Source organism: Kitasatospora sp. NPDC032121, assembly GCF_055580145.1.
The window spans coordinates 140,615-166,592 of record NZ_JBVILX010000017.1 but is presented as its reverse complement, the minus strand read 5'-3'; the positions used below and the strand labels follow the sequence as shown (position 1 = coordinate 166,592).

Annotated in this window: 28 protein-coding genes and 2 pseudogenes; 15 read left to right on the top strand and 15 right to left on the bottom strand. The window is 70.1% G+C overall.

What is annotated here, in order from left to right:
• The 6 genes and pseudogenes from ACZ5OX_RS31765 to ACZ5OX_RS31740 all read left to right on the top strand — a co-directional run.
• Positions 1-333, top strand: a pseudogene (locus ACZ5OX_RS31765) (hypothetical protein); the annotation flags it as partial.
• Between the two features lie 111 nt (positions 334-444).
• Entirely contained in the window at positions 445-1,704 is a 1,260-nt protein-coding gene (locus tag ACZ5OX_RS31760; RefSeq protein ID WP_465634771.1) for a tyrosine-type recombinase/integrase, read from the top strand.
• A complete protein-coding gene (locus ACZ5OX_RS31755) occupies positions 1,701-4,106 on the top strand; it encodes a tyrosine-type recombinase/integrase (protein WP_465634769.1) in 2,406 nt (801 codons plus the stop codon). Before ACZ5OX_RS31760 ends, ACZ5OX_RS31755 begins: the two co-directional genes overlap by 4 nt.
• Before the next feature lie 180 nt (positions 4,107-4,286).
• Positions 4,287-5,099, top strand: coding sequence for a barstar family protein (locus ACZ5OX_RS31750; protein WP_465634768.1), 813 nt, complete (start codon positions 4,287-4,289; stop codon positions 5,097-5,099).
• A 177-nt stretch (positions 5,100-5,276) separates the two neighbouring features.
• Complete coding sequence (locus tag ACZ5OX_RS31745; RefSeq protein WP_465634766.1) at positions 5,277-5,768, top strand: hypothetical protein; 492 nt, start codon at positions 5,277-5,279, stop codon at positions 5,766-5,768.
• A gap of 225 nt (positions 5,769-5,993) precedes the next feature.
• The gene (locus ACZ5OX_RS31740) at positions 5,994-6,206 is read left to right on the top strand and encodes a hypothetical protein (protein ID WP_465634765.1); all 213 of its coding nucleotides are present in this window, start codon (positions 5,994-5,996) and stop codon (positions 6,204-6,206) included.
• A 49-nt stretch (positions 6,207-6,255) separates the two neighbouring features.
• Here the strand turns inward: ACZ5OX_RS31740 and ACZ5OX_RS31735 are convergent, their stop codons facing one another.
• Entirely contained in the window at positions 6,256-7,425 is a 1,170-nt protein-coding gene (locus ACZ5OX_RS31735; protein WP_465634763.1) for an HNH endonuclease, read from the bottom strand.
• A 300-nt stretch (positions 7,426-7,725) separates the two neighbouring features.
• On the opposite strand from ACZ5OX_RS31735, the pseudogene ACZ5OX_RS31730 reads away from it, so the two are divergent.
• Positions 7,726-7,962: pseudogene (locus tag ACZ5OX_RS31730) on the top strand (Tn3 family transposase); the annotation flags it as partial.
• A gap of 35 nt (positions 7,963-7,997) precedes the next feature.
• Here the strand turns inward: ACZ5OX_RS31730 and ACZ5OX_RS31725 are convergent.
• The 4 genes from ACZ5OX_RS31725 to ACZ5OX_RS31710 form a co-directional block, all read right to left on the bottom strand.
• Positions 7,998-9,014, bottom strand: a complete 1,017-nt coding sequence (locus tag ACZ5OX_RS31725; protein ID WP_465634761.1) for a zinc-dependent alcohol dehydrogenase family protein — start codon at positions 9,012-9,014, stop codon at positions 7,998-8,000.
• Positions 9,015-9,047: 33 nt separating this feature from the next.
• On the bottom strand, positions 9,048-9,446 hold the full coding sequence (locus tag ACZ5OX_RS31720; protein ID WP_465634759.1) for a (R)-mandelonitrile lyase: 399 nt from the start codon (positions 9,444-9,446) through the stop codon (positions 9,048-9,050).
• Between the two features lie 32 nt (positions 9,447-9,478).
• Positions 9,479-9,799 (bottom strand): carboxymuconolactone decarboxylase family protein, encoded by a 321-nt coding sequence (locus ACZ5OX_RS31715; protein WP_465634757.1) that lies wholly within the window; start codon positions 9,797-9,799, stop codon positions 9,479-9,481.
• Between the two features lie 78 nt (positions 9,800-9,877).
• Complete coding sequence (locus ACZ5OX_RS31710) at positions 9,878-11,272, bottom strand: MFS transporter (RefSeq protein WP_465634756.1); 1,395 nt, start codon at positions 11,270-11,272, stop codon at positions 9,878-9,880.
• Positions 11,273-11,423: 151 nt separating this feature from the next.
• Here ACZ5OX_RS31710 and ACZ5OX_RS31705 point away from each other — a divergent pair, with 151 nt between their 5' ends.
• The 6 genes from ACZ5OX_RS31705 (at position 11,424) to ACZ5OX_RS31680 (ending at position 16,680) form a co-directional block, all read left to right on the top strand.
• Positions 11,424-12,275, top strand: a complete 852-nt coding sequence (locus tag ACZ5OX_RS31705) for a helix-turn-helix transcriptional regulator (RefSeq protein WP_465634755.1) — start codon at positions 11,424-11,426, stop codon at positions 12,273-12,275.
• 145 nt (positions 12,276-12,420) lie between these two features.
• Positions 12,421-12,924 (top strand): recombinase family protein, encoded by a 504-nt coding sequence (locus ACZ5OX_RS31700; protein ID WP_465634754.1) that lies wholly within the window; start codon positions 12,421-12,423, stop codon positions 12,922-12,924.
• 1 nt (position 12,925) lies between these two features.
• Complete coding sequence (locus ACZ5OX_RS31695) at positions 12,926-13,087, top strand: helix-turn-helix domain-containing protein (RefSeq protein WP_465634777.1); 162 nt, start codon at positions 12,926-12,928, stop codon at positions 13,085-13,087.
• 481 nt (positions 13,088-13,568) lie between these two features.
• The gene (locus tag ACZ5OX_RS31690) at positions 13,569-14,420 is read left to right on the top strand and encodes a class I SAM-dependent methyltransferase (protein WP_465634753.1); all 852 of its coding nucleotides are present in this window, start codon (positions 13,569-13,571) and stop codon (positions 14,418-14,420) included.
• A complete protein-coding gene (locus ACZ5OX_RS31685) occupies positions 14,417-15,415 on the top strand; it encodes an NAD(P)H-dependent glycerol-3-phosphate dehydrogenase (RefSeq protein WP_465634751.1) in 999 nt (332 codons plus the stop codon). Before ACZ5OX_RS31690 ends, ACZ5OX_RS31685 begins: the two co-directional genes overlap by 4 nt.
• Positions 15,416-15,483: 68 nt before the next feature.
• A complete protein-coding gene (locus ACZ5OX_RS31680; RefSeq protein WP_465634749.1) occupies positions 15,484-16,680 on the top strand; it encodes a hypothetical protein in 1,197 nt (398 codons plus the stop codon).
• Between the two features lie 28 nt (positions 16,681-16,708).
• Here the strand turns inward: ACZ5OX_RS31680 and ACZ5OX_RS31675 are convergent, their stop codons facing one another.
• The 5 genes from ACZ5OX_RS31675 to ACZ5OX_RS31655 all read right to left on the bottom strand — a co-directional run bounded on the left by ACZ5OX_RS31675 (position 16,709) and on the right by ACZ5OX_RS31655 (position 19,061).
• Positions 16,709-16,879 (bottom strand): LSm family protein, encoded by a 171-nt coding sequence (locus tag ACZ5OX_RS31675; protein WP_465634748.1) that lies wholly within the window; start codon positions 16,877-16,879, stop codon positions 16,709-16,711.
• A gap of 230 nt (positions 16,880-17,109) precedes the next feature.
• Positions 17,110-17,244: a hypothetical protein gene (locus ACZ5OX_RS31670; RefSeq protein WP_465634746.1), complete on the bottom strand. Its 135-nt coding sequence runs from the start codon at positions 17,242-17,244 to the stop codon at positions 17,110-17,112.
• A gap of 268 nt (positions 17,245-17,512) precedes the next feature.
• Positions 17,513-18,283, bottom strand: a complete 771-nt coding sequence (locus ACZ5OX_RS31665) for a hypothetical protein (RefSeq protein WP_465634745.1) — start codon at positions 18,281-18,283, stop codon at positions 17,513-17,515.
• A 48-nt stretch (positions 18,284-18,331) separates the two neighbouring features.
• On the bottom strand, positions 18,332-18,679 hold the full coding sequence (locus tag ACZ5OX_RS31660) for a PIN domain-containing protein (RefSeq protein ID WP_465634775.1): 348 nt from the start codon (positions 18,677-18,679) through the stop codon (positions 18,332-18,334).
• 40 nt (positions 18,680-18,719) lie between these two features.
• A complete protein-coding gene (locus ACZ5OX_RS31655; protein WP_465634743.1) occupies positions 18,720-19,061 on the bottom strand; it encodes a hypothetical protein in 342 nt (113 codons plus the stop codon).
• Between the two features lie 383 nt (positions 19,062-19,444).
• On the opposite strand from ACZ5OX_RS31655, the gene ACZ5OX_RS31650 reads away from it, so the two are divergent.
• Complete coding sequence (locus ACZ5OX_RS31650; RefSeq protein ID WP_465634741.1) at positions 19,445-19,750, top strand: hypothetical protein; 306 nt, start codon at positions 19,445-19,447, stop codon at positions 19,748-19,750.
• Between the two features lie 131 nt (positions 19,751-19,881).
• Here ACZ5OX_RS31650 and ACZ5OX_RS31645 read toward each other — a convergent pair whose 3' ends face one another.
• The 4 genes from ACZ5OX_RS31645 to ACZ5OX_RS31630 all read right to left on the bottom strand — a co-directional run bounded on the left by ACZ5OX_RS31645 (position 19,882) and on the right by ACZ5OX_RS31630 (position 21,530).
• The gene (locus tag ACZ5OX_RS31645) at positions 19,882-20,388 is read right to left on the bottom strand and encodes a hypothetical protein (RefSeq protein ID WP_465634740.1); all 507 of its coding nucleotides are present in this window, start codon (positions 20,386-20,388) and stop codon (positions 19,882-19,884) included.
• A gap of 274 nt (positions 20,389-20,662) precedes the next feature.
• Entirely contained in the window at positions 20,663-21,067 is a 405-nt protein-coding gene (locus tag ACZ5OX_RS31640) for a hypothetical protein (RefSeq protein WP_465634739.1), read from the bottom strand.
• Positions 21,068-21,225: 158 nt separating this feature from the next.
• Positions 21,226-21,378 (bottom strand): hypothetical protein, encoded by a 153-nt coding sequence (locus ACZ5OX_RS31635; protein WP_465634737.1) that lies wholly within the window; start codon positions 21,376-21,378, stop codon positions 21,226-21,228.
• The gene (locus ACZ5OX_RS31630; protein ID WP_465634736.1) at positions 21,378-21,530 is read right to left on the bottom strand and encodes a hypothetical protein; all 153 of its coding nucleotides are present in this window, start codon (positions 21,528-21,530) and stop codon (positions 21,378-21,380) included. The genes ACZ5OX_RS31635 and ACZ5OX_RS31630 overlap by 1 nt, the downstream gene beginning before the upstream one ends.
• Before the next feature lie 239 nt (positions 21,531-21,769).
• Here ACZ5OX_RS31630 and ACZ5OX_RS31625 point away from each other — a divergent pair, with 239 nt between their 5' ends.
• Entirely contained in the window at positions 21,770-24,130 is a 2,361-nt protein-coding gene (locus tag ACZ5OX_RS31625) for a helix-turn-helix domain-containing protein (RefSeq protein WP_465634735.1), read from the top strand.
• Positions 24,131-24,961: 831 nt separating this feature from the next.
• Here ACZ5OX_RS31625 and ACZ5OX_RS31620 read toward each other — a convergent pair.
• Entirely contained in the window at positions 24,962-25,966 is a 1,005-nt protein-coding gene (locus ACZ5OX_RS31620; protein WP_465634733.1) for a ribosome-inactivating family protein, read from the bottom strand.
• Between the last annotated feature and the right edge of the window lie 12 nt (positions 25,967-25,978).

Below are 25,978 nucleotides of genomic sequence, written 5' to 3'. Positions count from 1 at the left end.
CGCGGTTCACGGGTCGAGTCACCGGTTGATTGTCTATCGTCGAGAGCGCGGCCTGAGGCATTCGGACACTTCCAATACCCGACTCCACCATCAGCGATCTACCCGGAGGACGTCATCACCCACCACCGGGCCTTCATCGCCCGCCGCCGCTCGCTGCGGCCCAGCGAGGAGTACCGCGAACCCACCGCCCAGGAGTGGCGCGACTTCCTGGACCACTTCGAGCTGCGGAAGGTCGCCCTGGGCGTGTGCGCACGCGACTTCGGCACCCCCTGTGTCCACGAGCACGTCCCGTTGACCGAACTAACTTGGGCTCCCTGCGAGATCAACTCATAGTGACCGCAAGGTGGTTGTGGACTGCCGCTGATGGGTCGTGGTGACTGCGCGTGTGGTGGTGGATCTGGTTTCATCGCGTGTCGTCGAGTAGGGCGGCCCGTGGAGGTACGGATGCCAGAGCACAGCACGACGGTCCGGGACGTGGCGGCACTGAAGGTGGCGAGGGTCGGCCGCGTTGAGAAGAGCGATGACCCGCTGCGGCCGTTCCGGCTCGTAGACGCCGATGGCACCGAGGTGGAGGCGGTCAGCGAGTTCCTGCACCACATGCTCGCCGACGACGCGAGTCCGACGTCGCTGCGGTCCTACGCCTATGAGCTGTTGGCGTGGGTCCGGTTCTTACGCGCCGTGAACGTGCCCTGGCATCTGGCGAGCCGCGTCGAGGCCCGTGACTTCGCGCTGTGGCTGAAGACCACGAAGAAGCCGCCCCGGCGGCGCCGGCCCGATGCGCCCGCACCGGGCTCGGTGAACCCGGTCACGGGGAAGGTCGCGCCCGGCGAGAACTATGCCGCTCGGACCAGGCGGCACGCTCGCGCGGTGATCCGCTCTTTCTACGAGTACCACCGCGAGACCCACGGCCGACCGCTGATCAACCCGTTCCCCCAGGGCGGCGGGGCTGCCGACGAGGTGAGTCCCAATGCGCATCACAATCCGATGCAGCCTTTCCGGCAGCCCTCGCGCCGGGGCACCTACCAGCCCAAGGAGCCCAAGCCGACCCCGAGGATCATTCCTGACCGGGCATTCAACGATCTGTTCGCCGGGTTGAAGTACAACCGGGACCGGGCTCTGATCGCGTTCTACATCTCCACCGGCGCCCGCGCCTCCGAACTGCTCAGCGTCCCGCAGGGCCTGGTCGCGCCCGGGGACCAGACGATCGGCGTGGTCCGCAAGGGCAGCCAGGTCCTGCAGCACCTCCCTGCCTCCGCCGACGCATTCGTCTGGCTGCGGCTCTACCAGCAAGAACTGCGCGGCATGGTCCCCAAGCACCCGTCGGAGCCGCTGTGGTGGACGCTGCGACGGCCCTTCCGTCCACTGGAGTACGACGCGGCCCGGATGGTCTTCTCCCGCGCAAACCAGCTGCTCGGCGCGAACTGGACCCTGCACGACCTTCGGCACAGCGCGGCCAAGAGGATGGTCCGCGATCCGAACCTGACCCTCGCCGACGTGCAGTGGGTCATGGGACATGCGCACATCACCACCACGGAGATTTACATCGCTCCCACTCCCGACGAGGTCGTCGCCCACGTCCTGGCCCACCACGAGCGGCAGCGCACTGTGCAGGCGAAACCGCCGGCCCCGCCGGCGCCGGGTTACCGCCCCGAGGTGCTGGCAGCACTGTTCGGCACGTCGACCGCGGGCGGCGAGAGCCGGTGAACCCGATCGTGCAGGTCGACGCCGCCCGGCCCGTCGAGCCACATGAGGTGGGGAACCCACCGGAGTGGGAACCGCGAGTCGGCGAAGCGAGCTGGTGGCAGACCCGTCAGAGCCGGGAGAGTCTGGTCGAGCGGCTGTTGGGCCTGTTCACCGACCCCGGTGCGGGCTTGACCCGGGGCAAGACCAGGCGGCGGGGCCTGGGCAAGCTGCTGGACTGGCTCGAAGGCCAGCCCGGGGAGACCTGGCAGGACCGTTGGATGGCCAGCGGGGCGGACGGCGCCGGCTTCGAGTGGACCGATCTGCCCCTGCAGGGACGCGGCACACCCAAGAGCCACTGGCGCGATGAACTGGCCACGGGACTGGTGCTCCTCGTCGCCGGGCAGGCGGTCCGCCCCAGCTACTCATGGCTGCTGCGGCAGCGCATGACGGTGATGCTCGCCGAGGCCCGGGCCGCCAGCGACCCCGATGCCTTCCAGCGGCTCGAACAACTGGCTCAGCATGCGACCGCGACAGCGAGGTCCGACGCCCTGAACAAACTCACCTGGATCGTGATCCGCAAGGGCGGCCTGGTCAGCGACATCACCGTCGGCGACTGCATCGAGCTGACCGCCGCACTGGAGGAACACCACTTCCGGGGCAGCGCGGGCCGACCGCTGTTCTACGCCCTGCTCAAGGAGACCGGCGTGCTCCCGACCAGCGCACCGCTGCGGCTTCGGGCGCTTCGCATCGAGGGCCGCCGCAGCGTCGAGCAGATCGTCGACGCGTACGGCATCGAGTGCCGGGCCGTCCGTGACCTGCTGGTCGAGTACTTCACTGAGCGGGCTCCCGAGCTCGACCACGTCTCGCTGCGTTCCATCGCCCGCAACCTGTGCCGGTTGTTCTGGCGCGACCTGGAGATTCACCATCCCGGCATCGACTCGCTGCGACTGACGCCCGAGGTCGCGCAGGCATGGAAGGAACGCCTGGCCTACATCCGTGACGCCCAGGGCCACCCGGTGCGGCCACGGGTGAACTTCCGCAGCGAGCTGGTGTTCGTCCGGGCGTTCTACCAGGACATCGCCCGCTGGGCCGCCGACGATCCGGCGCGATGGGCGCCCTGGGTGGCACCGTGCCCCATCAAGGCGAACGAGTGCGCGACGAAGAAGTCCAGGTCCGGGGTGAAGTCCCGGATGGACCAGCGGACCAGGACCCAGCTGCCGCTGCTGCCCGCCCTGCTTCGCGCCGTCGACCGGCAGCGCAAGGACGCCGAGGCCCGCATCACTGCGGCTCGGGCGACGCCGGCTGGTGGACGGTTCCTCGTTGCCGGGGAGGAGTTCGAGCGCTGTGGGTCCGGGCAGGCCCGCCGCGTCTACGTCACCGAGGTGTCCGCCGGCAGGCGGCGGAACCTGACCCACGAGGAGGAGGCGGCGTTCTGGTCCTGGGCGACGGTGGAAGTGCTGCGGCACACAGGCATCCGGATCGAGGAGATGCTGGAACTCACCCACCACAGCTTCATCGCCTACACCCTGCCCACCACCGGCGAGGTGGTGCCGATGCTGCAGGTGGCCCCGTCCAAGACCGATGCGGAACGCCTGCTGCTGGTCTCCCCGGAGCTGGCCGAGGTGTTGACCGCGGTCATCTTCCGGGTCCGAGCCGGGAACGCCGCTCTGCCGCTGGTGTCGGCCTACGACGTGTTCGAGCAGACCTGGAGCCCGCCCATGCCGTTCCTGTTCCAACGCCGGTACGGCACCGAGGACCGGCCGCTGACCCGCAGCTACATCCGCGAGTGCCTGGTCGCCACCTCGCAGTCGGCCCAGATCACCGTGGCCGGCGACCCGCTCGAATGGCGCCCCCACGACTTCAGAAGGATCTTCGTGACCGACGCCATCCGCTCCGGACTGCCCCCGCACATCGCCGCGAAGATCTGCGGCCACGCCGCTCTGGACACCACCATGGGGTACGCCGCGATCTACCCGGAAGACGTGATCTCCCATCACCGGGCCTTCATCGCCCGCCGCCGAACCGAGCGACCCAGCGAGGAGTACCGCCAGCTCACCACCACCGAGTGGGACGAGTTCCTGGCCCACTTCGAACTCCGCAAGGTCGCCCTGGGAACCTGCGGCCGCGACTACGCGACCCCATGCCAGCATGAAAACGCCTGTGTCAGATGTCCCCTACTCCTCGTGGACCCGGCCCAGATGCCACGCCTCCAGGAGATCCACGCCAACCTCATCGCCCGCCTCCAAGAGGCCAAGGAGCAGGGCTGGCTCGGCGAGGTCGCCGCCATCGAGACCACCATGGCCGCCGCCGCCCAGAAACTCGAGGCCATGCGCGAGCGTGCAGCGCAACCGTCTACCGTCCATCTCGGCATGCCCGACTTCCGCCGGGACGCCGGACGAAGCAGCGCCGATCCCGGGGACTGAACGTTCCCGAGCTCCGGCAGAGAGTCTTCGGCCTGCAGGCTCGGCGCGGGCGGCGCCACCAATATCGGTTGCACCGTCAGCGCCCCACTCGGCGATACTCCATGCGGACAGGACGCACGACAAACTCGTTCGAAGGGCTCGACCTGAGCTCCTGCAGGAACGACAGATGACGCGGGTGAGATGGAAGCGACAGGCGCACGGGAAGAGTTCAAGTACGCCCTGACCGGCGACGACGACGAGGACACCCCTTGGGGTTTCGCACACGATTGCACAGGCTTGTTCACGCCGCTCAGGGATGACCACCGGTTGGTCGACTTGCGCGGATGCGCGCCGGAGGGTGGGCTGCTGGCCGCTCTCGACCGTGTCGGTGGACGTGACGCCTGCGCCGGGAACGCCTACCTGACCCTCCTCGATGCCGCTGGTGCCACGATGGGGTCGTACTTCGTCGGCGGCGTAACCGTGACCGCTGTCAAGCCATCAGTTCTCGGTGAGGGCCTCTTCGATGTCAGGGTCCGGCTCTGGTGCCAAAATGCGCTTCCTGGCTCCGCTGGGGTGTGGGAACTGATCCGTACCCGGCAGTTGAACCGAAATGGACTGTGGAGATCCATGGGCCCGGCCGGCCGTCTTGCATGGTTGTCCGTGGCTATGTTGTCCCGGGGATACCGGCACCGGAACGGCAACGGCGACCAGTCCCCGGGGCACGTGTTCAGGATGGACGGCCGTCAGGCCGTCGACATCAACAGCTTCTATTGTGCGCTGGGCGAAGCGGTCGACGGGCCTGGCGGGTACTTCGGATGGAATCTCGACGCCTTGGACGACTGCCTCGGAGGAGGCTGGGGTGCCTCTCCTCCGTTCACGCTGGAATGGCAGCACTCGGAGGTAGCCAGGACACGGCTTGGGAGACAGCGTGCACTGCACGAGGGCCCTGCGACCGTGTTCGAGGTTCTCCTTGAGATCTTCGCCGACCACAGGGTCGAGGTAGTCCTGCAGTGAGGAGGCGAGCGGCCGCGGCGCACCGGTCGCGACCCTCGCAGCGGACTGCTTCGGGCCCTACGAACTGCACCTCGACCCCGTCCGGACATACGTGTTCTCCTACCAGGACCGCGGAACGATCCGGGCCTGCTCGAAGCCGTTGGACAGCCCATTGCCGCAGATGACAGGCTCCGCCTCATGGAGCTACTCGACGTCCTGACGGAACTCGCCCGGTCGGGACACCTTGGGCCGATTGAGAACGGCGCGGCCTGGAACCAGGTCACCGCAGCACTCGGCGAGCCCTGGGAAGTGGCCGTCGGGAAGCGGCGGTCATGGCCGCGCTTGTTCGCTTACGGCGACCTTGAACTCAGTGTCTGCCGCTGCCAGAAGATCACCCTGATCTGCCTCCAGACCTGGCGTGATGTCATCAGCCTCCCTGCCGGCCTGGTCGACAGGGAGAAGTTCCCCGGCCAACCCAAGTACGCCGACGTGATCGCTTCCCTCGACCGCGCCGGTTGCGCCTGGCAGCCCTACACCCCCCTCACCTTCAACAACCAATGCGCCATCGAGGCCACGTCCTCTGGCGTCGTCTTCGTCTTCGAAATCCCGGACGGAGAAAGCCCGATTCTCAACATCGTGGGACCCCCACCCCATCAGCACGAGTGCCCCGCGACCCACGCGACACCGTAAGCGTGAGCGTGAAGCCGACGCTATCGAGCCCGTCGCCGTAGTGCACATCTTCAACGTCACGCAACACACGACACGCCCGAGAGCGTCCGCTCGCCCAACTTCTTCACGACTACTTTCCGTGGCGAAGGCCGACTCGTAGGCGAACTCAGCGTCGAGCTTGGCTAGTTCGGATAAGCCTGCATCCGCTGCCCCGTCCTACGGCCCGATCCGGAGCAGATGCCCCGCTTGGAGGAGATCCACGCGAACCTCCTCGACCGGCTCCAGGAAGCCAAGGAGCAGGGGTGGCTCGGCGAGGTTGCCGCGATCGAAGCCAGCCTCGCCGCCGCCGAGCAGAAACTTGCCGCGATGCGCGACCTCACTACCCGGCATACCGCCGTGCACCTCGGCATGCCCGACTTCCGCAGCATCGTTGCTCGCACCGACCCCGAGCAGAAATGAGGACGCGAGGTGAGCCGCAGCCTGCCGACGGGCTGGCCGGAAGTGCTCGTCAGAAGAGGGCATCAGGCATGTCCGTGCTTGTTGCGATCTCGCCCATCGGGCCGCCTGCCTCGCGGCGGCTCTTGCCGTGCAGCCACCGCCACACGGTCCCCCAGTCCTCGACGCCGTGCCGTTCAGCGAGAGCCTTGAGCTTTGGCCGTGCCTTCCTGGGCGTGGGCCAGTAGTCCTCTCGGAGCGCCCGTATCACGGCGTCCGGGACCTTGGTGTTGAAGTGGGCATCGCCGCGGGCGTATTTGCCCTCCGCCATCCGGTCGGCCATGTTGTCTCCCTGCGTCCCGGGCTCAAGGTGTGCAGGGTTGCAGCATGCCGGGTTGCTTCCCCCGGGGCACTTGTGACGGATCTTGGTTTCGGGATCGAGATCGTCAGCGGTAAGGCCGTGATCGAGCAGATAGGCGATCCGGTGGGCTTGGGAGTGCCGCCCATCGGGCCAGTATGCGACGCCGTACCCGAAGTCGTGCTTGCTACCGCCGGTCCACGGCCAGCATGCTTGATCGCCGCCCGTCTTGTCGATCTGCTGACAGAACTCGGCGGTCCAGGCCGCAAGCTCCAACTCCTCGGGGTTTCCAGTGGTGATCTTCCATCCACCCTCGGGTTCTGGGGTCGGGTCGTTCACGGGATGTGGGCCTGGCTGGTTACCGTGCCGTTGGAACCGGTCGGCCATGTTGTCGCGCTGCGTGCCGATGGCCAGGTGAGCCGGGTTGCAGCACGCGCGGTTGGCGCAGAGGTGGCGCACGTAGGTTCCATGAGGCGGCTTCTCGGTCAGACCAGCGGCAAGGAGATAGGCGACGACATGCGAGGACCGTGTCCCTATCAAGGCCTTTCCAGCGGAGTAGTCACCGTAGCCATCCATGTTGCGAGGGCCGGTGAAGGGCCAGCAACCGCCAGCGCCGGCCGCCATGTCCACCTGCCGCCAGAAGGCTGCCTCCCGTGCGTACTTGCGTTCGGAAGTCTGGGGGCGTCCCCGGTACGTTCCTGGCCCCGAGGCGGATGAGCTGGTGTCGCGGGAGAGATGGCGGTATGTCTCGCCGCGCCAGAGCTGGCCAATCACCGCCGCGGAGACTCCGAACATGTCTCCGACCTGCCCCTGTGTCCTTCCGCTCGTCATCATGGAGAGAACAAGCAGGGCTTGTTGATCTGTCAGAGAGCGGGGTGTGCGCATCTGAGCAACGTACCGGCACCCTCTGACACCATGGCCCGGCCCGAGGCGGCTCTGGGAGTGGCGAGAGGCTCCCGTCGCGGCGGGCAGCCAGGGGTAACGCACCCCGAGGACGCCTCTGGCCTGCAGCCCCCTGCCCGACCGGGAGAACAGCGGTGATGCTGCTGACCCACAGACAGGCGCGAAACGCCCGTGAGCACCCGTTCACCCAACTCATTCACGACTACTTTTCGTGGCGAATGTTGGCTCGACGGCGCACTCACCGCCATGCTGGGCTAGTTCGGATAAGATCAGCTCGGTGCCCTTGGCCTGGCGCTGAACGCCGTGGTGCTGTGGAACAGCCTCTACCTCGACCGGGCCGCCAAGCAGCTCGCCACGGACGGCTTCCCCGTCACCGACGACCTGCTGGCCCGCCTGTCTCCGCTCCAGTTCGACCACATCAACTTCCTCGGCCGCTACGCCTTCTTCCGCCCGGCCGAAGCCGGGCGGCGCCCGCTGCGCGAACCGTCGGTCGAAGACGCGGAGACCGGCCGGCGCTAGCTGAGAAGGACGACTCTTGGCTGTGAGGTCGGCGGTCAGGGGCGGAGGAGGGCCTTGATGGCGCGGCGCTCGTCCATGGCCTGGTAGCCCGCGGCGGCCTGGTCGAGGGGCAGGGTGAGGTCGAAGACGCGGCCGGGATTGATCCGGCCGGTCATGACGCGGTCGACGAGGTCGGGCAGGAAGCGCCGCACGGGGGCGGGGCCGCCCTGGACGGCGACGTGGGAGTAGAACAGGGCGGTGCCATCGATCTGGACGCCGTGGGGGACGCCGGCGATGCCGACGCCGCCGCCGGGCCGGGCGGAGTTCAGGGCCTGCCGGGTGGACTGGTCGGTGCCGACGCATTCCAGGACGCGGTCGGCGCCGATGCCGCCGGTGAGGTCCTTGATGCGGGCTACGCCCTCGTCGCCACGTTCGGCGAAGATGTCGGTGGCGCCGAACTCGGCGGCGAGTTTCTGGCGTGCCTCGTGGCGGGACATGGCGATGATGCGTTCGGCGCCGAGTTCGCGGGCGGCCAGGACGGCGGACAGGCCGACGGCGCCGTCGCCGACGACGGCGACGGTGTCACCGCGCTGGACGCCTGCGGCGACGGCGGCCCACCAGCCGGTGCCCATGACGTCGGAGCAGGCCAGCAGGTCGGGCACCTGCGCTTCGGTGGGCAGGTCGGCGGTGGCGACCAGGGTGCCGTCGGCCCAGGGAATACGGATGTACTCGGCCTGGCAGCCGCCGACGAACTCGCGGTGCAGGCAGTTGCTGGGGTAGCCGTTTCGGCAGTTGGCGCAGGTGCCGTCGCTGGCGAAGAAGGAGCCGACGACGAACTGGCCCGGCCGCACGGTCGTGACCTGGTCGCCGACTTCTTCGACGATGCCGACGTACTCGTGGCCGATGGGGGCGGGGTCCTTGGCGGGATTGATGCCGCGGTAGTCCCACAGGTCGGAGCCGCACACGCAGGTGGCGAACGTGCGGATGACCGCGTCAGTGGGCTTGAGGATCTGAGGGGTGTCGCGTTCCTCGACGCGAACGTCCCCGGGCCCGTACAGGACGGTGGCACGCATGACGGGGTGCTCCTTGTACTCGTTGCGGAAGGGTCAAAGTTCGCGGGTGCGGGGGCCGGTGTATTCGGCGTCGGTGACGTGGTCGAGCCACTCGACGTCGTCGCCCTCCCACAGGGCGATGTGGGTCATGAAGTGGTCGGGGGCGGCGCCGTGCCAGTGCTCCTCGCCAGGCGGGGTCCAGATCACCTGGCCCGGGTGGGCTTCGAGGATCGTGCCGCCACGGGACTGGATCAGGGCGATGCCCTCGACGATGTAGAGGCTCTGGCCGATGCCGTGGGAGTGCCAGGCGGTGCGGGCGCCCGGGGCGAAGTGCACCGCGTTGGCCCGCATCCTGGACGGCTCCTCACCGCGGTGGATGACGTCGGCCCAGGCGTCGCCGGTGAACATCTTCTCGGGCAGCTTGGCGGTGGCGGGACGGGTGCGCAGTTCCATCGGGGTGACTCCTTGGGTGAGGTGAGGGCAGGTCAGCTGGTGAAGAGGTCTTTGGCGACGGCCATGGCGGACATGGCGCGCGGCCAGCCGGTGTAGAACGCGAGATGGGTGATGGCCTCGATTAGCTCGGCCTCGGTGACGCCGTTGTCCCTGGCGCGGCCGAGGTGGTGGCGCAGTTGCTCGGTGCTGCCGCTCGTGACCAGGCTGGCGACGGTGATCAGCGAGCGGTCGCGGGGAGTGAGGCCGGGGCGCTGCCACACCTCGCCGAACAGGACGTCGTCGGTGAAGTGCACCAGTTGCAGGGCGAAGTCGCCGAACATCTTCGCCGCACCCGAAGGCTCGGTGCCGGGCATGAGGGAATCCCTTCGTCGGGCCCCGCAGCGGCGGGGCGGTGGTTGTGCCTGACGGTGCCGTGGCCTGCGTGGGCGGGCTCAGTTGCCGCGCCGGGCGGCGGCCATGCGGGTAGCGGCCAGCGCCGCGGCCACAGCGACGGCTGCGGCAAGGGCGAGGCTGAGGCGCAGGCCGTGCTGGAAGCCGGCCGTGCCGGAGATCAGGGCGCCGAAGACCGCGACGGCCAGCGCCCCGCCGATCTGCCGGCTGGTGTTGAACACCCCGCTGGCGGTGCCGGTCTGCTCGGCCGGGACGTGCTCCAGCAGCAGCGCGGTGGCCGGCGGCATCACCAGCGGGCCGGCCAGCCCGACGGGGACCAGCAGCAGGGCGCTCACCCACACCGGCGCCGATCCGGGCACGAGGGCCAGGGCCACCGATCCGGCCGCGATCAGTACCAGCCCGGCGATGACCGGCACGCGGGGGCCGGTGCGCTCCACGATGCGGGCGGAGAACGGGGTCAGGCAGGCGCTGAGCAGCATCATCGGCAGGAACGCGATCCCGGCGCCGAGCGCGGACAGGCCGTGCTGCTGCTGGAAGTCGAGGCTGAAGACGAACGGCAGCCCGTAGAAGCCGACCATGAACGCGAAGCCGATCCCGGTGACGATCACCACCGTCTTGGACCGGAACAGGGACAGCGGCACCATCGGGTGCTCCCCCTTGGCCTGCGCCAGTACGAACGCGACCCCGGCCGCGACTGCGACGGCGAGCGAGAGCAGTACCTTCGGGGCGGTGAACCCGGCCTCGCCGGCCTCGATCGCGCCGAACGTCAGGCCGCCCATCGCGAGGATGCCGGTGACTTGCCCGGCCCAGTCGAACGGCGCCTGCCGGGTCGGCGACTTCGGACTGCGGGCGAGCAGCGCCAGGGTGAGCAGGCCGACCGGCAGGTTGATGAAGAAGATCATCCGCCAGGAGGCCAGGCTCAGCACACCGCCGAGCACCGGGCCCGCGGCGGCGGCTATGGCACCGCCCATCGCCCACACCCCCACTGCACGGGCCCGGCGGGCCGTTTCGGGGAAGGCGTGACGGACCAGCGCCATCGAGGTCGGCATGGTCACGGCCGCGCCGATGCCCTGCACCACGCGGGCGACGACGAGGGCCGGCAGCGACGGGGCCAGCCCGCACGCCAGCGACGCGGCCACGAACAGGACCAGACCGCCGGCGAACGCCTTGCGCGCGCCGATCCGGTCCGACAGGGCGCCGGCGGACAGCAGCAGCGCGGCGAACATCAGCGTGTAGCCGTCGACCACCCATTGCAGGCCGGTGATCCCGCCGCCGAGCGCGCCGCGGATCGAGGGCAGGGCGACGTTGACGATCGTCGCGTCCAAGGTGATCACGAAGAAGCCCAAGACGGCGGCGGCCAGCGTTGCCGCGGCGTGCCGGTCGGTGCCGGCCGTGGCCACCGGCGCCGAGCTGGGCGAGGAAGCGGTGACGGTCATGGCGGGCGGGATCCTTCCCTTGGAGGTACGGGCCGACCTGCTGGCCCGCTCACCCCTCCACGGAACCACGCACCGCCTCTGACCTGGGAGTCCTTGCTGGGAGGGGTACTGGCAGGGACCCCCGCCCGCGGCACCGGCCTACGCTGGAGCGGTGCCAGCCGACACCGTCCGCGAAGACATCCGCACCTTCCTCACCAGCCGCCGCGCCCGCCTCACCCCCCAGGAGGCCGGCCTGCCCGACTTCGGCGGCCGACGCCAGGTGGCCGGACTGCGACGCTCGGAGGTCGCCCAGCTCGCCGCCATCAGCGTCGAGTACTACACCCGCATCGAGCGCGGCAACGTCGGCGGCGTCTCCGAGGACATCCTCGACGCCCTCGCCCGCGCCCTGCACCTGGACGACGTCGAACGCGCCCACCTGGCCGCGCTCGTCCGCGCCGCCAACAACCCCCACCGCCTCCCCGACCGCGACGGCGGCACCAGCCACGTGAGGCCCAGCCTCCAGCAGATCCTCGACGCCATGACCGGCGCCGCCGCCTTCGTCCGCAACGCCCACCTGGACATCCTCGCCACCAACGCCCTCGCCCGCGCCCTGTACGCGGACGCCCTCGACAGCGATGAGCAGCCACCCAACCTGGCCCGCTTCGTCTTCCGCGACCCCCGCGCCCGACGCTTCTACCGCGACTGGGAGCGCATCGCCCACGACTCCGTCGGCAGCCTGCGCACCGAAGCCGCCCGCACCCCCGCCGACACCGACCTCGCCGACCTCATCGACGAACTCACCACCCACAGCGAAGAATTCGCCCAGCGCTGGGACGACCACGACGTCGAGTACTACCGCAGCGGCCAGCAGCGCTTCCACCACCCCGACGCCGGCGACCTCGACCTCGACTACGACGCCCTCGAAATCCCCGCCGACCCCGGCCTCACCATCGTCACCTACACCCTCGCCGCCACCGCGCCCCACGCCACCGCGTTCCAGCGGCTTTCCCACCCACGCCCCTAGGCTTGCCCAAATCTTCAGAAAACCATCGTTTATTGAAGACCGGCCGCCGGGCCGCCCGACGACCCCTCAAGCCCTTCAAAAACTCCTTCAAAAACCAAGGCAGTTCAAGAACTCGGTAACACCGTTTTCTGACAGAATCCCGGACGTGAGCACCCCCTTCGAGCCCGACGCCTTCGACCTCCTGGTCGCCGAGCCCGCCCACCGCACCGAGATCCTCATCGGCTACGCCCGGGTCTCCACCGGCGGCCAGAAGCTCGACCGCCAGATCGACGCCCTCACCGCCGCCGGCTGCCGCCGCATCTTCGCCGACAAGAAGTCCGGCAAGGACGACTTGCGACCCGAGCTCAAGGCCTGCCACGCCTTCCTCGCCCCCGGCGACACCCTGGTCGTCCCCGCGCTCGACCGCTACGGCCGCTCCCTCAAGGACCTGGTCAACATGGTCGGCGAGCTGCGGCGCCGCGAGATCGGGTTCTGCTCGCTGCACGAGCGCCTGGACACCACCACCCCCGGCGGCCGGCTGGTCTTCCACGTCTTCGCCGCCCTCGCCGAGTTCATCCGCGAGCTGATCGTCTCCGGCACCCGCGAGGGCCTGGACGCCGCCCGCGCCCGGCGGCCGGGTCGGCGGCCGGCCCACCGTCGCCACCCCTGAGATCATCCAGGCCGCCCGCACCCTGCTGCCCGACCCCGAGCAGTCGATCACCTCGATCGCCAGAATCCTCGGAGTCAGCCCCGGCACCCTCTACAACCACATCCCGGACCTGCAAGAGCTCCGGGCCTCCGGCCGCATCCCGGACCAGCTCACCGCAGGCTGACCGATCCCGCTACTGGCCGTTCCGTTCCTCCCCTGAGGCCGGGTAGGACTGAGGACCGGCCTTCTCGCTTCGCCCGTGCAGCGCTGACCCCCGCGCCTGCGGGGAGGACTCGGCGGCGAGGATGACGTCCGGGCACTTCCCCGGCTGACCCCCGCGCCTGCGGGGAGGACCAGGCCCGCGGCTACAGCGGATTTCCGGTGTACGGCTGACCCCCGCGCCTGCGGGGCGACATCGCACCGGCCGGCGCGGTCCTCGCCCGGCCCGCGCGCAGGGCGCTGGTCTCCTGGGAGCGGGCCGCTTACGGCTTCGCGCCCGCCTCCGGGACCTTCGCCGAGCGGGTGCACGCGACGGCGGCGGCCGTCGAGCGGGTCACCGGGCACGAGCCCGCCGCGATCGCCCTGTCCGGGCCGGACGACCTCGTGCCCGCGGTACAGGTCGTGTGTCCGGGCGCCGGGTCCCGGGTGACCAGGACGATGCCCCGATGACCCCCGCACCGCGCGCCGCTCACAAGGCGCGGCTCGCCGGCCGGTTCGACGCCTTCCACGCGGCCCGCTCCCGCAGCTCGATCACCGCACGCCTCTACGCCCGGGCACTGGGCGAGGACTACCCCGACCAGGTCGGGGCCTGCGGCTCGTGCGACTGGGCGCTGCTGGGGCTGCTGGTGACGCGACTGCGGCTGCGGGCCGGGCAGGTCCTGGTGGACGCGGGGTGCGGCACCGGCGGCGTTGGCCTGTGGCTGGCCCGGGCCCTGGACGCCGACCTCGTCGGCCTCGACCTGTCCCCCGTCGCCGTGCGCGAGGCCGCAGCCCGCGCACCGCACTTCGGCCTCGCGCAGTCCCGGGTCGCTTTCCGGGCTGCGTCCCTGGAGGCGACCGGCCTGCCGGACCAACACGCCCACGGCGTGGTGTGCGTGGACGCTCTCGGCTTCGCCACCGACCCCGCGGCCGCCCTGCGCGAGCTGGCCCGCGTCCTGGCCCCCGGCGGCCGCCTGGTCCTGACGCGCGCCACGCGCCGCACCACCGATCCCCCCTGGGCAGCAGAGGCCCAGGCTGCCGGGCTGGTGCTGGAGCACGTCGACGAGCGGCCGGACGAGCCGGCGATGTGGGACCGGCTCTACGGCCTGTGGCACGCTCACCAAGCCGAGCTGGAACGCGAACTCGGCCAGGAGCAGGCCGCCGGCATGCTCGCCGAAGCCCACCGCCGACGCCCCACGATGCCCGGCCGCCGCGCGGTCCTCCTCACCCTGCACCGCCCCCCGGATCCGCCCGGCCCACCGCGCGTTCCCGCTACGATCCGGGAAGGCCTGGAGATCCCCGAGAGGAACCGGACATGAGCCCCGCACACCCCGCCGTCCGCGCGGCCGTCCTCTCCGCCGGATCGTGGGGAACCGCCGCCGCGAAGATCCTCGCCGACGCGGGCACCGACGTCACCCTGCACGCCCGGCGCCCCGAGATCGCCGACGCCATCAACACCACTGGCCGCAACCCCGCATACTTCCCGGACATCGAACTGCCCACCGTGGTCAAAGCCACCACCAACGTGGCGGCCGCCCTGGACGGCGCCGACTACCTGGTGCTGTCCATCCCCGCCCAGTCCCTGCGGGCCAACCTCGCCACCTGGGCCCCCTTCATCCCGCCGACCACGCTGGTGGTGTCGCTGATGAAAGGCATCGAACGGGGGACCGGGCTGCGGGCCAGCGAGGTCATCGCCCAGACCACCGGCATCCCCCCGCAGCGCATCGCGGTCCTCTCGGGCCCCAACCTCGCGCGGGAAATCGTCACCGAACAGCCGGCCGCCGCCACCATCGCCTGCCCCGACGCCGACGCGGCCCACCGCTTCCAAGCCGCATGCCGCACCCACTACTTCCGCCCCTACACCAGCACCGACGTCATCGGCTGCGAACTCGGCGGCGTCCTGAAGAACGTCACCGCCCTGGCCGTCGGCATCGCCGCCGGCATGGGCATGGGCGCCAACACCCTCGCGCTGCTCACTACCCGGGGCCTGGCCGAGACAGCTCGGCTGGCCACCGCACTCGGTGCCGACCCCGCCACCCTGGTCGGGCTGGCCGGCCTCGGCGACCTGGTCGCCACGTGCTCGTCCCCGCTCTCCCGCAACCGGACCTTCGGCCATCACCTCGGCACCGGGCTGAGCGTCGACGAGGCAGCCGCCGCCACCCGCCAGACCACCGAGGGCGTCAAGAGCGCCGACGCCATCGTTACCCTCGCCCGCGCCCACGGCATCGAGATGCCCATCACCGAGACCGTCGCCGCGCTGCTGCGCGGCGCGCTCACCCTGGACGAGGCAGCCACCGCGCTCATGAAGCCGTGAAACCCGCGCGCTGAGCGCCGTACCCGCAGGCTCCACCACCTCCCTCCCGCTCCGGAGGTCGATCCGTCATGCCCTCATCACTCGCCGAACTCCTGACCGCCGCCCTGGTGCTCTGGATGGGCGTCGGCTTCACCCGCCGCCCCGGCCGCTGGTTCCGCTGGAAGCTGTTCTCCCACGCCACCTTCAGCATCGTCACCCTCACCGGCACCAAGGACGGCCGCACCGAGCCCGTCAACCCGTACGCGGAGCTGTCGCCCGGCAGCCTCATGCTGCCGCCCCCGTACTCCAGGCCGTCATCAGCCACTACGTTCGCACCGGCCGCTACGTTCGCACCGGCCGCTACGACCGGATCGACGGGCACGGACGCGTCCTGTCCACCCGAGGCGAGCAGCGGATCGAGGTGCGCGACAGCCGTGTCGTGGTTCTCTGACGCCGTCACCTCCGGGTTCCGGTACCCCACCGACCCTTCCCGCCTCCAGACGTTCCGGATCGCCTTCGGAGCCGTCCTCACCTTCCGCTTCACCGCCGCCTTCACCAGCGGAGGGTGGAACCGCTTCGCCCCGGGCCAGGTCCAGGCCGCCTTCGCCCGCCGACGCCACGGCGACACCCGGGCTCGCGTCCTGTTCGCCATGTACCGGCCGATGCTCGTCCTGCGGGCCCTGGCCGCGCCCGCGCTGGCCCTCGCACCACGCCTCACCCTGTCGATCGTGCTGGCCGGCGCCGCCACGGAGTTCGCCTACCTGCGAAGCCCCAGCGCCGTCCGCTACATCATCCTCACCGGCACGTGCCTCCTGCTCGCGGGAGACCTCGGTCACGGGCTCACCCTCACGCATGCCCCCAGCCACGCCAACACCTGGGCGCAGTGCCTGCTCGTCCTGGTCACCTCGGACATCTACCTCAACTCGGCCTGGCACAAGATCCGCTCCAGCCAGTTCCGCAGCGGCCTCTACCTCGCGCAGTTCATCCACACCTATGCCCAGGTCAAGAACAACCTCCGCCACCGACACCAGTTCGCCATCCCCAGACTTGTCCAGCAGCACCTCGGGAACCTGACCGTCTACGACATCCGGGCCTGGCGCGTGCTGTCCGTCACGGTCATCGTGGTCGAACTCGCGCTACCCATCGGCCTGCTCCTCACCCCGACCAGGCCCTACGCCGCAGCGGCCGGCATCGCCATGCACGCCGCCTTCTCCTGCCTCAAGCCCATCCAGCTCGTGACGTTCTCCGGACTGGCCACCGCAAGCTACCTCGCCTTCGCCCCCTGACGCCCAGCCGGAACCGCCGGAACCGGGGTCAGTCGGCGACGGCAGCGACCTCGTCTGCGGGCAGCTCCTGCCGGTGGCCGTCTCGAAGCTCGACCACCACGGTCTCGGTGTTGATCTCGACGATTTCACCTTCGCGCGGCCAGTCCTGAGGCACGGCGCAGTGCGGTACGACGACGGTGGTTCCAATGGACAACGACATGTTGGGCTCTTCCGGTATCAGTGTGTGACCAGCGCTGAAACACCCCCCCAGGGACTACGGAAGACGGCTCAGCCGCGCGTGGACCGAGGGCCATGGTGATCGTGGAGAACGCGACAGTGCTGTCCATGGCCGAAGGATGGCACCCGCCACCCACAACGATCTCGTCGTAGCCGCCCTTGGCGTAGGCGGCGAACCGTTCAACGGCCTCGCCAGCGCCGTAGGTACCGATCTCACGGTCGGCGGCCTGCCTCGATTCGCCCGACGGCGAGGGCGAGGGCCTGGTGGGCGCGCAGGCTGCTGTAGCGGTCGAGGGTGGCTCGTCGGGCGATACCCGGGGTCGCTATATTGAACACGTTCAGATACATGGCGAGGTTGGGGGAAGCATGGGTGTCGGTGCGCGCAGGGCGATCACATGGGCGGCCACCTGGGGGGGACTCCTGGTGATGCTGGGCTTGATGCCGCTGCTCCCGGGCCGCTGGGGGGAAGACGACCGCCAATGGACCCTGGGACTCCTGTGGTGGCTGCTCATGCTCATCGGCCCGCCTCTGGCCTGCGCCGTCAACCGGCGCTGGATCCATGCCAACGCGCGGAGGCCTGGGCGAGCCGGGCGGAGGGTCTGAGCGCGGAGGGGGCCTACCCGAGGAAGGGGTTGGGGCTGGCGGCGAGGCCGTCGGCGGTGAGGGTGTCGGCGAGGTGGGTGAGCTGGGGGTGAGTGGAGGCGACGGCACGCAGGAGGTCGCGGACGCTGGGCGCCGGGTCGAGGCGGCGGCCGCGGCCGCTGGTGAGCAGCGGGCCGGCCTCGGGGCTGCTGTGGGGGGCGGCGGTGCGGCGGTGGGGGAGGTAGTCCTCGACGGCCAGGGCGACGGGTGGGGGGAGCTCCTGGAACTCCGTGCCGCCGCCCTTGAGGGTGACGAGGGCAGTGGTGCGGTGCTGCTCGCGCACAATGCCCTCGACGTCGAGCGCGACGGCCTGGTGGGCGCGCAGGCCGCGGCCGAGGACGAGGTAGCCGAGGGCGCGGGCGCGGTGGGGCATCAGGCCGTCGTAGCGGTCGAGGGCGGAGACGTAGAGGGTGGACTCGGCGCGGGTGAGGGCGGGGCGGCCGGGGAGGTCGGCGACGGAGGGGCGCAGGGTCTTGGGCGCCGGGTTGATGATGTCCGGGTCGAGCGTCTGCGCGTGTTGGTAGAAGCCGCGTAGCGCACTGACGAGGAAGGCCCGGGTGCGGGCGTTGCCGGCGCCGGCGGTCCAGTGCTTCACGTCCCGGCCGCTCGCGGTCCAGACCCGGTTCCCGATGTGTTTGATCCAGCGGTCGACCTCGCGCTGGTAGTTCAGCTTGGCGCTGTCGCTGAACGGGCTGGTGCTCAGCCAGTCGACGAGCACGAAGTCGGGGTCGGGGCCGCTGGTCATGTGCCTCAGGGTGCCACAGCCTGCACGGTGCGGGTCTGGCCGCGCTGCCTACTTCCGGTGGCTCGCGTCAAGGGTGAGGGTCGGCAGGTTGAGCTGGCCGGCGCGCAGCCGCATGTTCCGGTCATTGGTGAGCACGTGGACGCCTGCGGTGGGGTTCAGGTGGTGGAGTTCATCGGCGCACATGAGGATCTCCCAGTCGACGTCGATCACGTGGGACGGTCCGGGTGGGGCGAGGCGGGTTTCCAGGGTGACGCCGTCGCGGATCTGGACGGGGTGACCGGGCGGGGCGGTGAGCAGGGCGGTGTCGAGGTACTTGATCGCGGCGGCGGCGCGCTTTGCGAGGTCGCCTTGGCCGTACTTCTGGCGGTCGAGTTCGCCGATGACCTCCTGCGGGATGATCAGGCGGACGGTGGGGGCTTCGTGCCGGTCGCTCGCCTTACGGCGTCCTTCCAGTCGATGTGGTCGGGCTGTTTGAAGTGGTTGAGCATGTTGGTGTCGTAGACCAGGGGGAGGCCAGGGCGGGCGGCGTAGGCCTTGAGTGCGTCCAGGTGGGCATCTGCAGGACGTTCCAGTATGTGGCGGACTGCAGGATGGTGGCGAAGTCGGGGACGGCGAAGAGCAGGAGCTTTCCCACGGCGAAGCCGACGGCGGTCAGGTAGGGGGTTCGCAGGTCGGTGTCGTGACGGCCGATGCTGGCGCCGAGGTTCCAGAGGGCGTTGCGGGCTTCGTCAAGTGCCTTGTCGGCGACCTTGATGGTGTAGGGCGGCTTCAAGCGCATGCCCCGGATCGTGGCAGACGCGGTCCGGTCGGGGTATCTGTCTTTTCTCAGCCCCAAGAATGACTTTCTATAACAGCCCTACCGTCACCAACCACCCTGGCAGCCTTCCGAACCGTCGTTTCCACGTGCACGTGAGGGGCGCGCGCGGCGACGGCTGAGTGGGTGGCTGAGGTCTAGGGCTGTTATAGAAAGTCATCGTGGAGTGGTTCTACGGGCCCCAGGGGCCCTTGGCTGTGTCCGGCGAGCGGCTCCCACCACACGCCCGCCGGACACTCACACCCTGAAGTACGACAGCACGCTCAGAAGCGTTACACGCCGCCGCCCACCGACCGCGTCAACGACACTTGCCCGGGCCCCGCCGCGGCTGCGACAGGATGCCCGCTGTGCACGCCACCCCCGCCGAAGCGGGCGACACCCGCCGGCCCAGCACCAACTACCGGATCGCCCTCAACGGCCTGGCCCTCGTCTGCGCCGACTGGTGGGTCATCTCAGTCCCCCACTTCGCCACCGCCCTGCGCCCCCTGTACGGCACCGGCATGTGCTGGCTGGCCGCGATTGTCTTCCCCCTGATCGGCTGGGTCCTCGCCGACCACACCCACCGCCTACGCCGGCACCGCACCGCCGACGGATCCGCCAAGCACTCACCGCCGCCCTGGTCGTCGCCTTCGCCCTCGTGCTCAGCTTCATGACCTACCCCCTGAACAACCCCGGCCACGGCCCCTGGACCGTCACCGCCTGGATGGCCGGGATGCACACGATGGTCGGCTACACCGGCCCGCTGATGATCATCGCCCCCTCTACGACCACCGGGGACGCCGGATCAACCGAGCGACACCGCGAGCAGACCAGCCTCCGCATCAGCCTTCGGCAGGCTGATCTTCCCGCGGTGGCTGACCTCGACCTGGTAGAACTGCGGCCCCTTCGGCACGTTGGGCACCGTCACCGGGAAGTCACACCCGTCCAGCGACTTCCCCTTGCCCGCACCCAGCGTGCCGGTGGCCAGGACCCGGCCGCCCTCGTCGTACACGGTGACCGAGGCACCCATCGCGATGTCGCTGTACCCGCCGCGGCCAACGCACACGGCCCCTGTGGTGGCGCCGTTCTTGAGGGACATGGACCCGGTGAGGGTGAACGTCTCGGGCGCCGCCGGGTCGCCAGAGGAGGACAGACCCCACGTCAGACCGACCGCCCCGGCGCCAGCCGCGAAGCCCACCAGCCCCGCGACGAGCCACACCGGTACGCGTACGCTCGACCCGGCAGGCCTCTCAACGACCTCCTGCAGCGGCTCGGTGGTGGGTGCGGGCGGCGTGGCGGTGGTCTCGTCCATGCCCGTGAGCATCCCAGCCTGCAAAGGCCCCGTGTGGGCGGTGGAACCGAATCGTGATCAAGGCCTTCCCTGCCAGGTCTCAGGCCGCCAGCTTGCGCCCGCGGGAACGGGCGAAGCGCTCTGCCTCCGCCCGGTGCACCAGGAAGCGCCGGCGTTACAGCAGGCCCTTGGAGGCTGCCCTGTCGGTGCTGGCGGATAGGGTGCGCAGCGGTCCCGAGAAGACCGTTCTGCGGTCCCAGCGTTCTGCGCTGGGACCGCACCAACGCCCGTAGGTCTACCGCCGGGCGTGGCACCAGGGGCAGTTCGCGCCGTCGGCCGGCAAGTCGACGGCCCAGCAGTCCCTGCACATGGAAAACTCCAGCTCCTCCTCCTCGTTGCAGCCCTTGAGACAGTCCGGCAGGACGCACCGCGCAAGTCCGGGGCACCGGTAGGCGTCGAGCATCGCCTGATGGGCCGCGTACTGCTCCTCGCCGCGGCGTCGGCCTTCGGCGCACTCGGGGCAGTCAGGGATCGTGCAGGTGCCCCAGCCGGATCCGTCGTCGTGGCTGGGTTCGGCGGCCTGGGCGTTCCCCTCGGCCCAGCGTCGTTGGTCCAGCGCGGCCACGGCCTGCCGGTAGGTCTCGCCAGTGGCGGCCATGCGTTCGCGGACGGCCTTCTTGCGGGAGTGCTTGTCGGGCACAGGGGCTCCAGGGCTCGAGGTGTGGACTCAAGCGCGGTGCGGAGCACCTTGGATGAGACGCGGCGTCGCCGTCGCCCTGGGCCGGCGCGACGGCCCCAAGTTGAACGGGAGCGTAGCAGCTCCGAGTCCTGAGCCCGGGCCAGGCAGGCAGGGCCGGGTCACCACCAGGCCGGTTTCAGCCCGCCGTCCTGCCCGTCGTCGTCCCGGTCACGGTCGGCGGGGCCGGTTCCCAGGTCCTGGGCTTCCTCGCGAAGCAGCTCGCCGATCCAGTCGGCGAGGTCCTCGGCCGCGCCCGCGTTGTCGGCCGTCATCAGCCCGCCGAACCGTGGCCCGGCGCCGGCTCCGGGACCTGCCGGACGGCCTGCGGCTCGTAGAGGTACCAGCCCCAGCGGGTCGACCCCTGGTGCAGACGCCACAGCTCCAGCCGGCCCGGCCTCCACCGGCCGCCCAGACGGATCTCCACCCAGCGCCAGCGCGGCTCCACCGTCCAGCAGCGCCCCGGGGCCGGTGATCGAGCCCTGGCACGACCAGCACGGGGCCGTTCCCCGCCGGGGCCCACCTGGGCACCCGACCCGTCCTGCCCGCTGCCTGACGGTGCCGCAAAACCCGGCGTGAATATAGGATTAACCTATTTACCGCACACTTTTGCAAGGTGGGTTCGCAGTTCCGCGGGGCCACGTCCACAGAAGGAAGTCCTGCACGATGAGCACCGCACCGCCGGCGGGCTACGGCTTCGGTCCCTATCTGCGGGGCCTGCGCCAGCGTGCCCGGTTCAGTCAGGAGGACTTGGCGCACGCCGCGGGGGTAAGTGTGCGGGCCGTGGCGTACCTGGAGCAGGGCCGCTCGCGAGGACCGCAGCGCCGCACCGTCCAGGCCTTGGCAAAGGCGCTGGGGCTGGACGGTGCCACAGCGGCCGAGCTAGAACAGCTGGCAGCACACGGTCGCCCCCGGCCCCGGCCCGGCGCCGACTCCGTCAAGGTCGCGGATACAACCGCCACCCGGGCTGCGCCCGCCGCTGCTACTCCCGCCCGCTACGGGCTGACCCTGCCCCGGGACCTGTCCGACTTCATCGCCCGCGGCCCCGCGCTCGACCGCCTCCGCCGTCTGGCCACCGACCTCGACCCTGCACATCCGCCCGTCGCGCTGGTCTGCGGACAACCGGGCCTGGGTAAGAGCGCCTTCGCCGTCCATGCCGCCCACGCCCTCGCCGCGTCCTTCCCCGACGGCCAGTACGCCCTCGACCTGCGCGGCATGGATCCCGAGCCCCTCGACCCAAGCGAGGCCCTCGCCCGCCTCCTGCGCGCCGTCGGCACGGCCGAGACCGACATCCCCCGCACCACCGACGAGCGCTCCGGCCTGCTGCGCTCACTCCTGGCCGGCCGCCGAGCCCTGATTCTGCTGGACAACGCCGCCACCGAGGACCAGGTCCGCCCGCTACTCCCTGCCCACGGCCACACCCTGACGCTCGTCACCAGCCGCCACACTCTTGCCGGCCTCGACAACGTCCACCGCGCCGACCTTACGCTCCTGCGCCGCGAGGAAGCCGTCGAACTCCTCACCCGCATTCTCGGCCCCGAACGCGTGCACGCGGAGGCGCAGGCCGCCCGCGAGCTCGCCGAGTTGTGCGGACACCTGCCGCTCGCGGTGCGCATCGCCGGACAACGTCTCGCCGCCCGCCCTGGCGAGAGCCTGGCCAAGCTCACCAGCCAGCTCGCCTCCCACGAAAGCCGCCTCGATGCCCTGCGTGCCGGTTCCCTCCAGGTTCGAGCGGCCTTCGACCTCTCCTACCGCCAGCTCGACGAACAAGCCCGCGTCCTCTTCCGCCGCGCCGCCCTCACCGCCGGGCCCGACTTCAGCCCCCAGACCGCCGGGGTGCTGGCTGGCCTGACCCTGCGCCAGGCCGCCCTGATCGCCGCCGATCTCACCGACGCCGGCCTTCTCCAGCCCCACCCCACCGCCGACCGCTACCGCTACCACGACCTCCTGCGTCTGTTCGCCACTGAACAATTGGAGATCGATGACACCCCGGCCAACCTCGACAACGCCCGTCGGCGGGCCACCGTGTGGACACTGCGCCGGGCCACAGCAGCAGCTCAGCTCTTCGACCCCGAGAACCACGTCGCCCCCTGCGTCGACCCCCACCCCGCCACCGCCCCCAGCGACCGCGACCAAGCCCACACCTGGCTTGAGGTAGAGCGCGACCAGTGGTTGGCCGCCCTCGCCTACGCCCAGGAGGCTGGCCTCCACCGCCAGGTCGTCGACACCGCCGAGGCGATGCACTGGTTCTCCGACCGCGCCCAGCACTGGGAGCAGTGGGTCGAGGTCTTTCAGCGCTCTTCCGACTCCGCCAGGGCCCTCGGCAGTACCCGTGAGGAAGCCGTCCACCTCAACTACCTGGTGTGGGCCTACAACGTTTGCGTCAGCGACCCCGCTACAGCGTTGACCACCGCCCACACCGCACTGGCGGCGGCCCGCGCAAGCGGGGACCAGCTCCAGACCGGATGGGCCCTGGCTTACACGGCGGGAGCGCTCATCCGCCTTGGCCGTACGGAGGAGTCCATCGCCCAGCTGCGCGCAGCCGCCGATCATCTCGGCCGACAACCCGAACCACCTGCCCGCATGGCCGAACTCACCACCCTCAACACCCTCGGCACGCAGCTGCGCCTTGCCCACCGCGCCGACGAAGCGCTGAAAGTCCACCAGCGCAGTGAGGCCATCTGCCTGTCCGGCGTCCCCGGACAGGGGGAGCTGATCGGCATCTACCTGGCTGTGACCCGTTTCCACCTCGGCGGCGACCTCGCCGCCCTGCGGCGCTGGAGTGAGGCGGAGCAACCCCTGCGCTACGCCGTCACCCACCTCGAAACCGCGCGCATGGCCGCCTGGAGCGAACCCGCCCGCCTCGACCTCGGCATCGTCCTGCGCCACCTCGGCCGCCACACAGAAGCCCACCAGGAACTGTCAACCGCCCACCGAACCCTCGGCGAACTCGGCCACCCCCGAGCCGGCGAAGCCGCCACCGAACTCCAGCAGCTCCCGGCCCCCGCCTCCTCTCTCCATGGCTGACACCACGCGGTCCTCGCCCACCGCACCACTGAGCCGCACCTCACCCTGGCTACCCGCCCGACCTCGGCCAGCCTCAGCCCCGTCCACCGTGGCGGAGCGGACCCCGTGTCCGCCTGCGACGGCACTGGCCTGTGCAGGCCTCCCAAAGACCCGGGCCAGAAGGGCAGTGCCGTCCTGTGGCGCGAGAACGTCCACAGCGACGGGCGCTGGCCAAGTCGCTGACGACAGCCTTGGGAGCCAGCCCTACTAGTGACGGATGGTGATGCATCGGTCACCATCGAAGAGGAGCGGCCTGGCCTGCTCGAATTCACGTGCGTTGCCGAATACGACCAGAAATTGGCGGCTGGCGGCCAGAGACCGGGAACAGTGCGGCCGTGCTGCTCTTCGACTCCGGTATCCGCTCCTACGGCACGCCCGAGGCCAGCAGGAACTCGCGAAACACCTCGACCAGGGCCGACGCGCCGCTACCTCCGGTCCCCCGCAAGTCTGCGGGGAGACGGCCGTCGATAAGTCCGGCGGGCCTGTGCTGGGCCCAGTACAGGACGAGGGTGTTTCACAGTCAGACCGGGGACCGCCCGCGCGCGCCCGGGTCAGGGTGGAGAGCTCGGACGCAAAGCCGTGAAAGGTGTGCGCGCAGCAGCAGGTCGAGCGCGCTCGTGTTCAACGTGGCCTCCGGTCCGGCAGCGGGCAGCACGACGTCCGCCGACCGGTCGGCACGGCGACAACGGCCAAGGCTCGCGGTCCGGCGAACGGCCGCATTCACTGTGCGCCGGGGGTGAACAGACAGGTGGCCGGGCCCGGATCAGATGGGCAGATCCGGGCCCGGGCCGCCTACGGTGCCCCGAACGCGCTGGAGTGGGCCAGGAGCGGAAGGATCCTGGGCCGGCCACCGGTTCCGGACAGGTCCTCGAAACTGCTGTACAACCGGCCGTCGATGTTGACGGGGGTGACCGTTTGGTTGTTCAGAGAACGGTGGGCGAGAGCGGAGAGATCGTCCCACCCGTTCTCCAGACCGACGCCGAAGCCTCCGAGGGTGGTCTGGAAGCCGTTTTCATCCGGATCTCCGCCGGCCTCGAGGGAGTTGGCGATGCGCCGTTCAATCCAGCCGCTGCGTGCAGCTTCGGAGGTGGCGCCGATGATGTTGGTCAGGATGGAGCGGTAGTTGTCCATGTGGTCGCCAGCGCGCATGCGCGACAGCACACGCAGGTAGGAGTACAGGCTCTGCCCGAGGTAAGACGCGCCGCCGCGGGTCTGGCCACGGTCCAGATAACGGGCGTAGTCCCCGCCATAGGGGAGCGTCGTGAAGAGCTGCGCCCCGTATTGGCCGGCGAAGCTCGTCACCAGCATGTTGTTGGTGCCTTGGAACCGGAAGTTTCGCCCCTCGGCGGTCCAGCCGTCGAGGTAGAGGTTGTCCGCCCGCAGGTACAGGGACACGCGGTGCGGGTTCTCGTGGTCGTTGTGGTCCCAGACCTGGATCTCGACGTAGGGGCCGGTCATCCACTGGCTTTCACGCAGGGAAGTATTGATCGGGTTCAGGTGACTGGTCAGCCGCCGTAGTTCGAGAAGCATTGCCCGGTAGTTGTTGGAAACCTGCGTACTCGTCCTGGTTGCGGTGTGGCTGGGGCCGGCCCCCTCGTTCATGCCCGTGATGTCCCACTGGATGACGTTCCAGGGACGGTTGGTGTCCGCCTGGGCCGGTGTGGCGGCCGTGCTCACCAGGGTGATGGTGGCGAGGAAGGCCAGGAACAGGGTGCCCAGGCGTTTGCCCATGCGTCGGATGACGGAAATCGGGTTCATCGGTGGCTTTCTGGGATGTTCGGCGCGCAGGGCGCTCATGAGCGCGGAGTT

What these genes read in the sequence shown, in the direction of transcription:
- ACZ5OX_RS31760 (WP_465634771.1), top strand. Translation starts at nt 445, where the DNA reads ATGCCAGAGCACAGCACGACGGTCCGGGACGTGGCGGCACTGAAGGTG.
- ACZ5OX_RS31750 (WP_465634768.1), top strand. Translation starts at nt 4,287, where the DNA reads ATGGAAGCGACAGGCGCACGGGAAGAGTTCAAGTACGCCCTGACCGGC.
- ACZ5OX_RS31745 (WP_465634766.1), top strand. Translation starts at nt 5,277, where the DNA reads ATGGAGCTACTCGACGTCCTGACGGAACTCGCCCGGTCGGGACACCTT.
- ACZ5OX_RS31735 (WP_465634763.1), bottom strand. Translation starts at nt 7,425, where the DNA reads ATGCGCACACCCCGCTCTCTGACAGATCAACAAGCCCTGCTTGTTCTC.
- ACZ5OX_RS31725 (WP_465634761.1), bottom strand. Translation starts at nt 9,014, where the DNA reads ATGCGTGCCACCGTCCTGTACGGGCCCGGGGACGTTCGCGTCGAGGAA.
- ACZ5OX_RS31720 (WP_465634759.1), bottom strand. Translation starts at nt 9,446, where the DNA reads ATGGAACTGCGCACCCGTCCCGCCACCGCCAAGCTGCCCGAGAAGATG.
- ACZ5OX_RS31715 (WP_465634757.1), bottom strand. Translation starts at nt 9,799, where the DNA reads ATGCCCGGCACCGAGCCTTCGGGTGCGGCGAAGATGTTCGGCGACTTC.
- ACZ5OX_RS31710 (WP_465634756.1), bottom strand. Translation starts at nt 11,272, where the DNA reads ATGACCGTCACCGCTTCCTCGCCCAGCTCGGCGCCGGTGGCCACGGCC.
- ACZ5OX_RS31690 (WP_465634753.1), top strand. Translation starts at nt 13,569, where the DNA reads ATGACCCCCGCACCGCGCGCCGCTCACAAGGCGCGGCTCGCCGGCCGG.
- ACZ5OX_RS31685 (WP_465634751.1), top strand. Translation starts at nt 14,417, where the DNA reads ATGAGCCCCGCACACCCCGCCGTCCGCGCGGCCGTCCTCTCCGCCGGA.
- ACZ5OX_RS31680 (WP_465634749.1), top strand. Translation starts at nt 15,484, where the DNA reads ATGCCCTCATCACTCGCCGAACTCCTGACCGCCGCCCTGGTGCTCTGG.
- ACZ5OX_RS31675 (WP_465634748.1), bottom strand. Translation starts at nt 16,879, where the DNA reads ATGTCGTTGTCCATTGGAACCACCGTCGTCGTACCGCACTGCGCCGTG.
- ACZ5OX_RS31670 (WP_465634746.1), bottom strand. Translation starts at nt 17,244, where the DNA reads ATGTATCTGAACGTGTTCAATATAGCGACCCCGGGTATCGCCCGACGA.
- ACZ5OX_RS31665 (WP_465634745.1), bottom strand. Translation starts at nt 18,283, where the DNA reads ATGACCAGCGGCCCCGACCCCGACTTCGTGCTCGTCGACTGGCTGAGC.
- ACZ5OX_RS31655 (WP_465634743.1), bottom strand. Translation starts at nt 19,061, where the DNA reads ATGCGCTTGAAGCCGCCCTACACCATCAAGGTCGCCGACAAGGCACTT.
- ACZ5OX_RS31645 (WP_465634740.1), bottom strand. Translation starts at nt 20,388, where the DNA reads ATGGACGAGACCACCGCCACGCCGCCCGCACCCACCACCGAGCCGCTG.
- ACZ5OX_RS31635 (WP_465634737.1), bottom strand. Translation starts at nt 21,378, where the DNA reads ATGACGGCCGACAACGCGGGCGCGGCCGAGGACCTCGCCGACTGGATC.
- ACZ5OX_RS31625 (WP_465634735.1), top strand. Translation starts at nt 21,770, where the DNA reads ATGAGCACCGCACCGCCGGCGGGCTACGGCTTCGGTCCCTATCTGCGG.
- ACZ5OX_RS31620 (WP_465634733.1), bottom strand. Translation starts at nt 25,966, where the DNA reads ATGAGCGCCCTGCGCGCCGAACATCCCAGAAAGCCACCGATGAACCCG.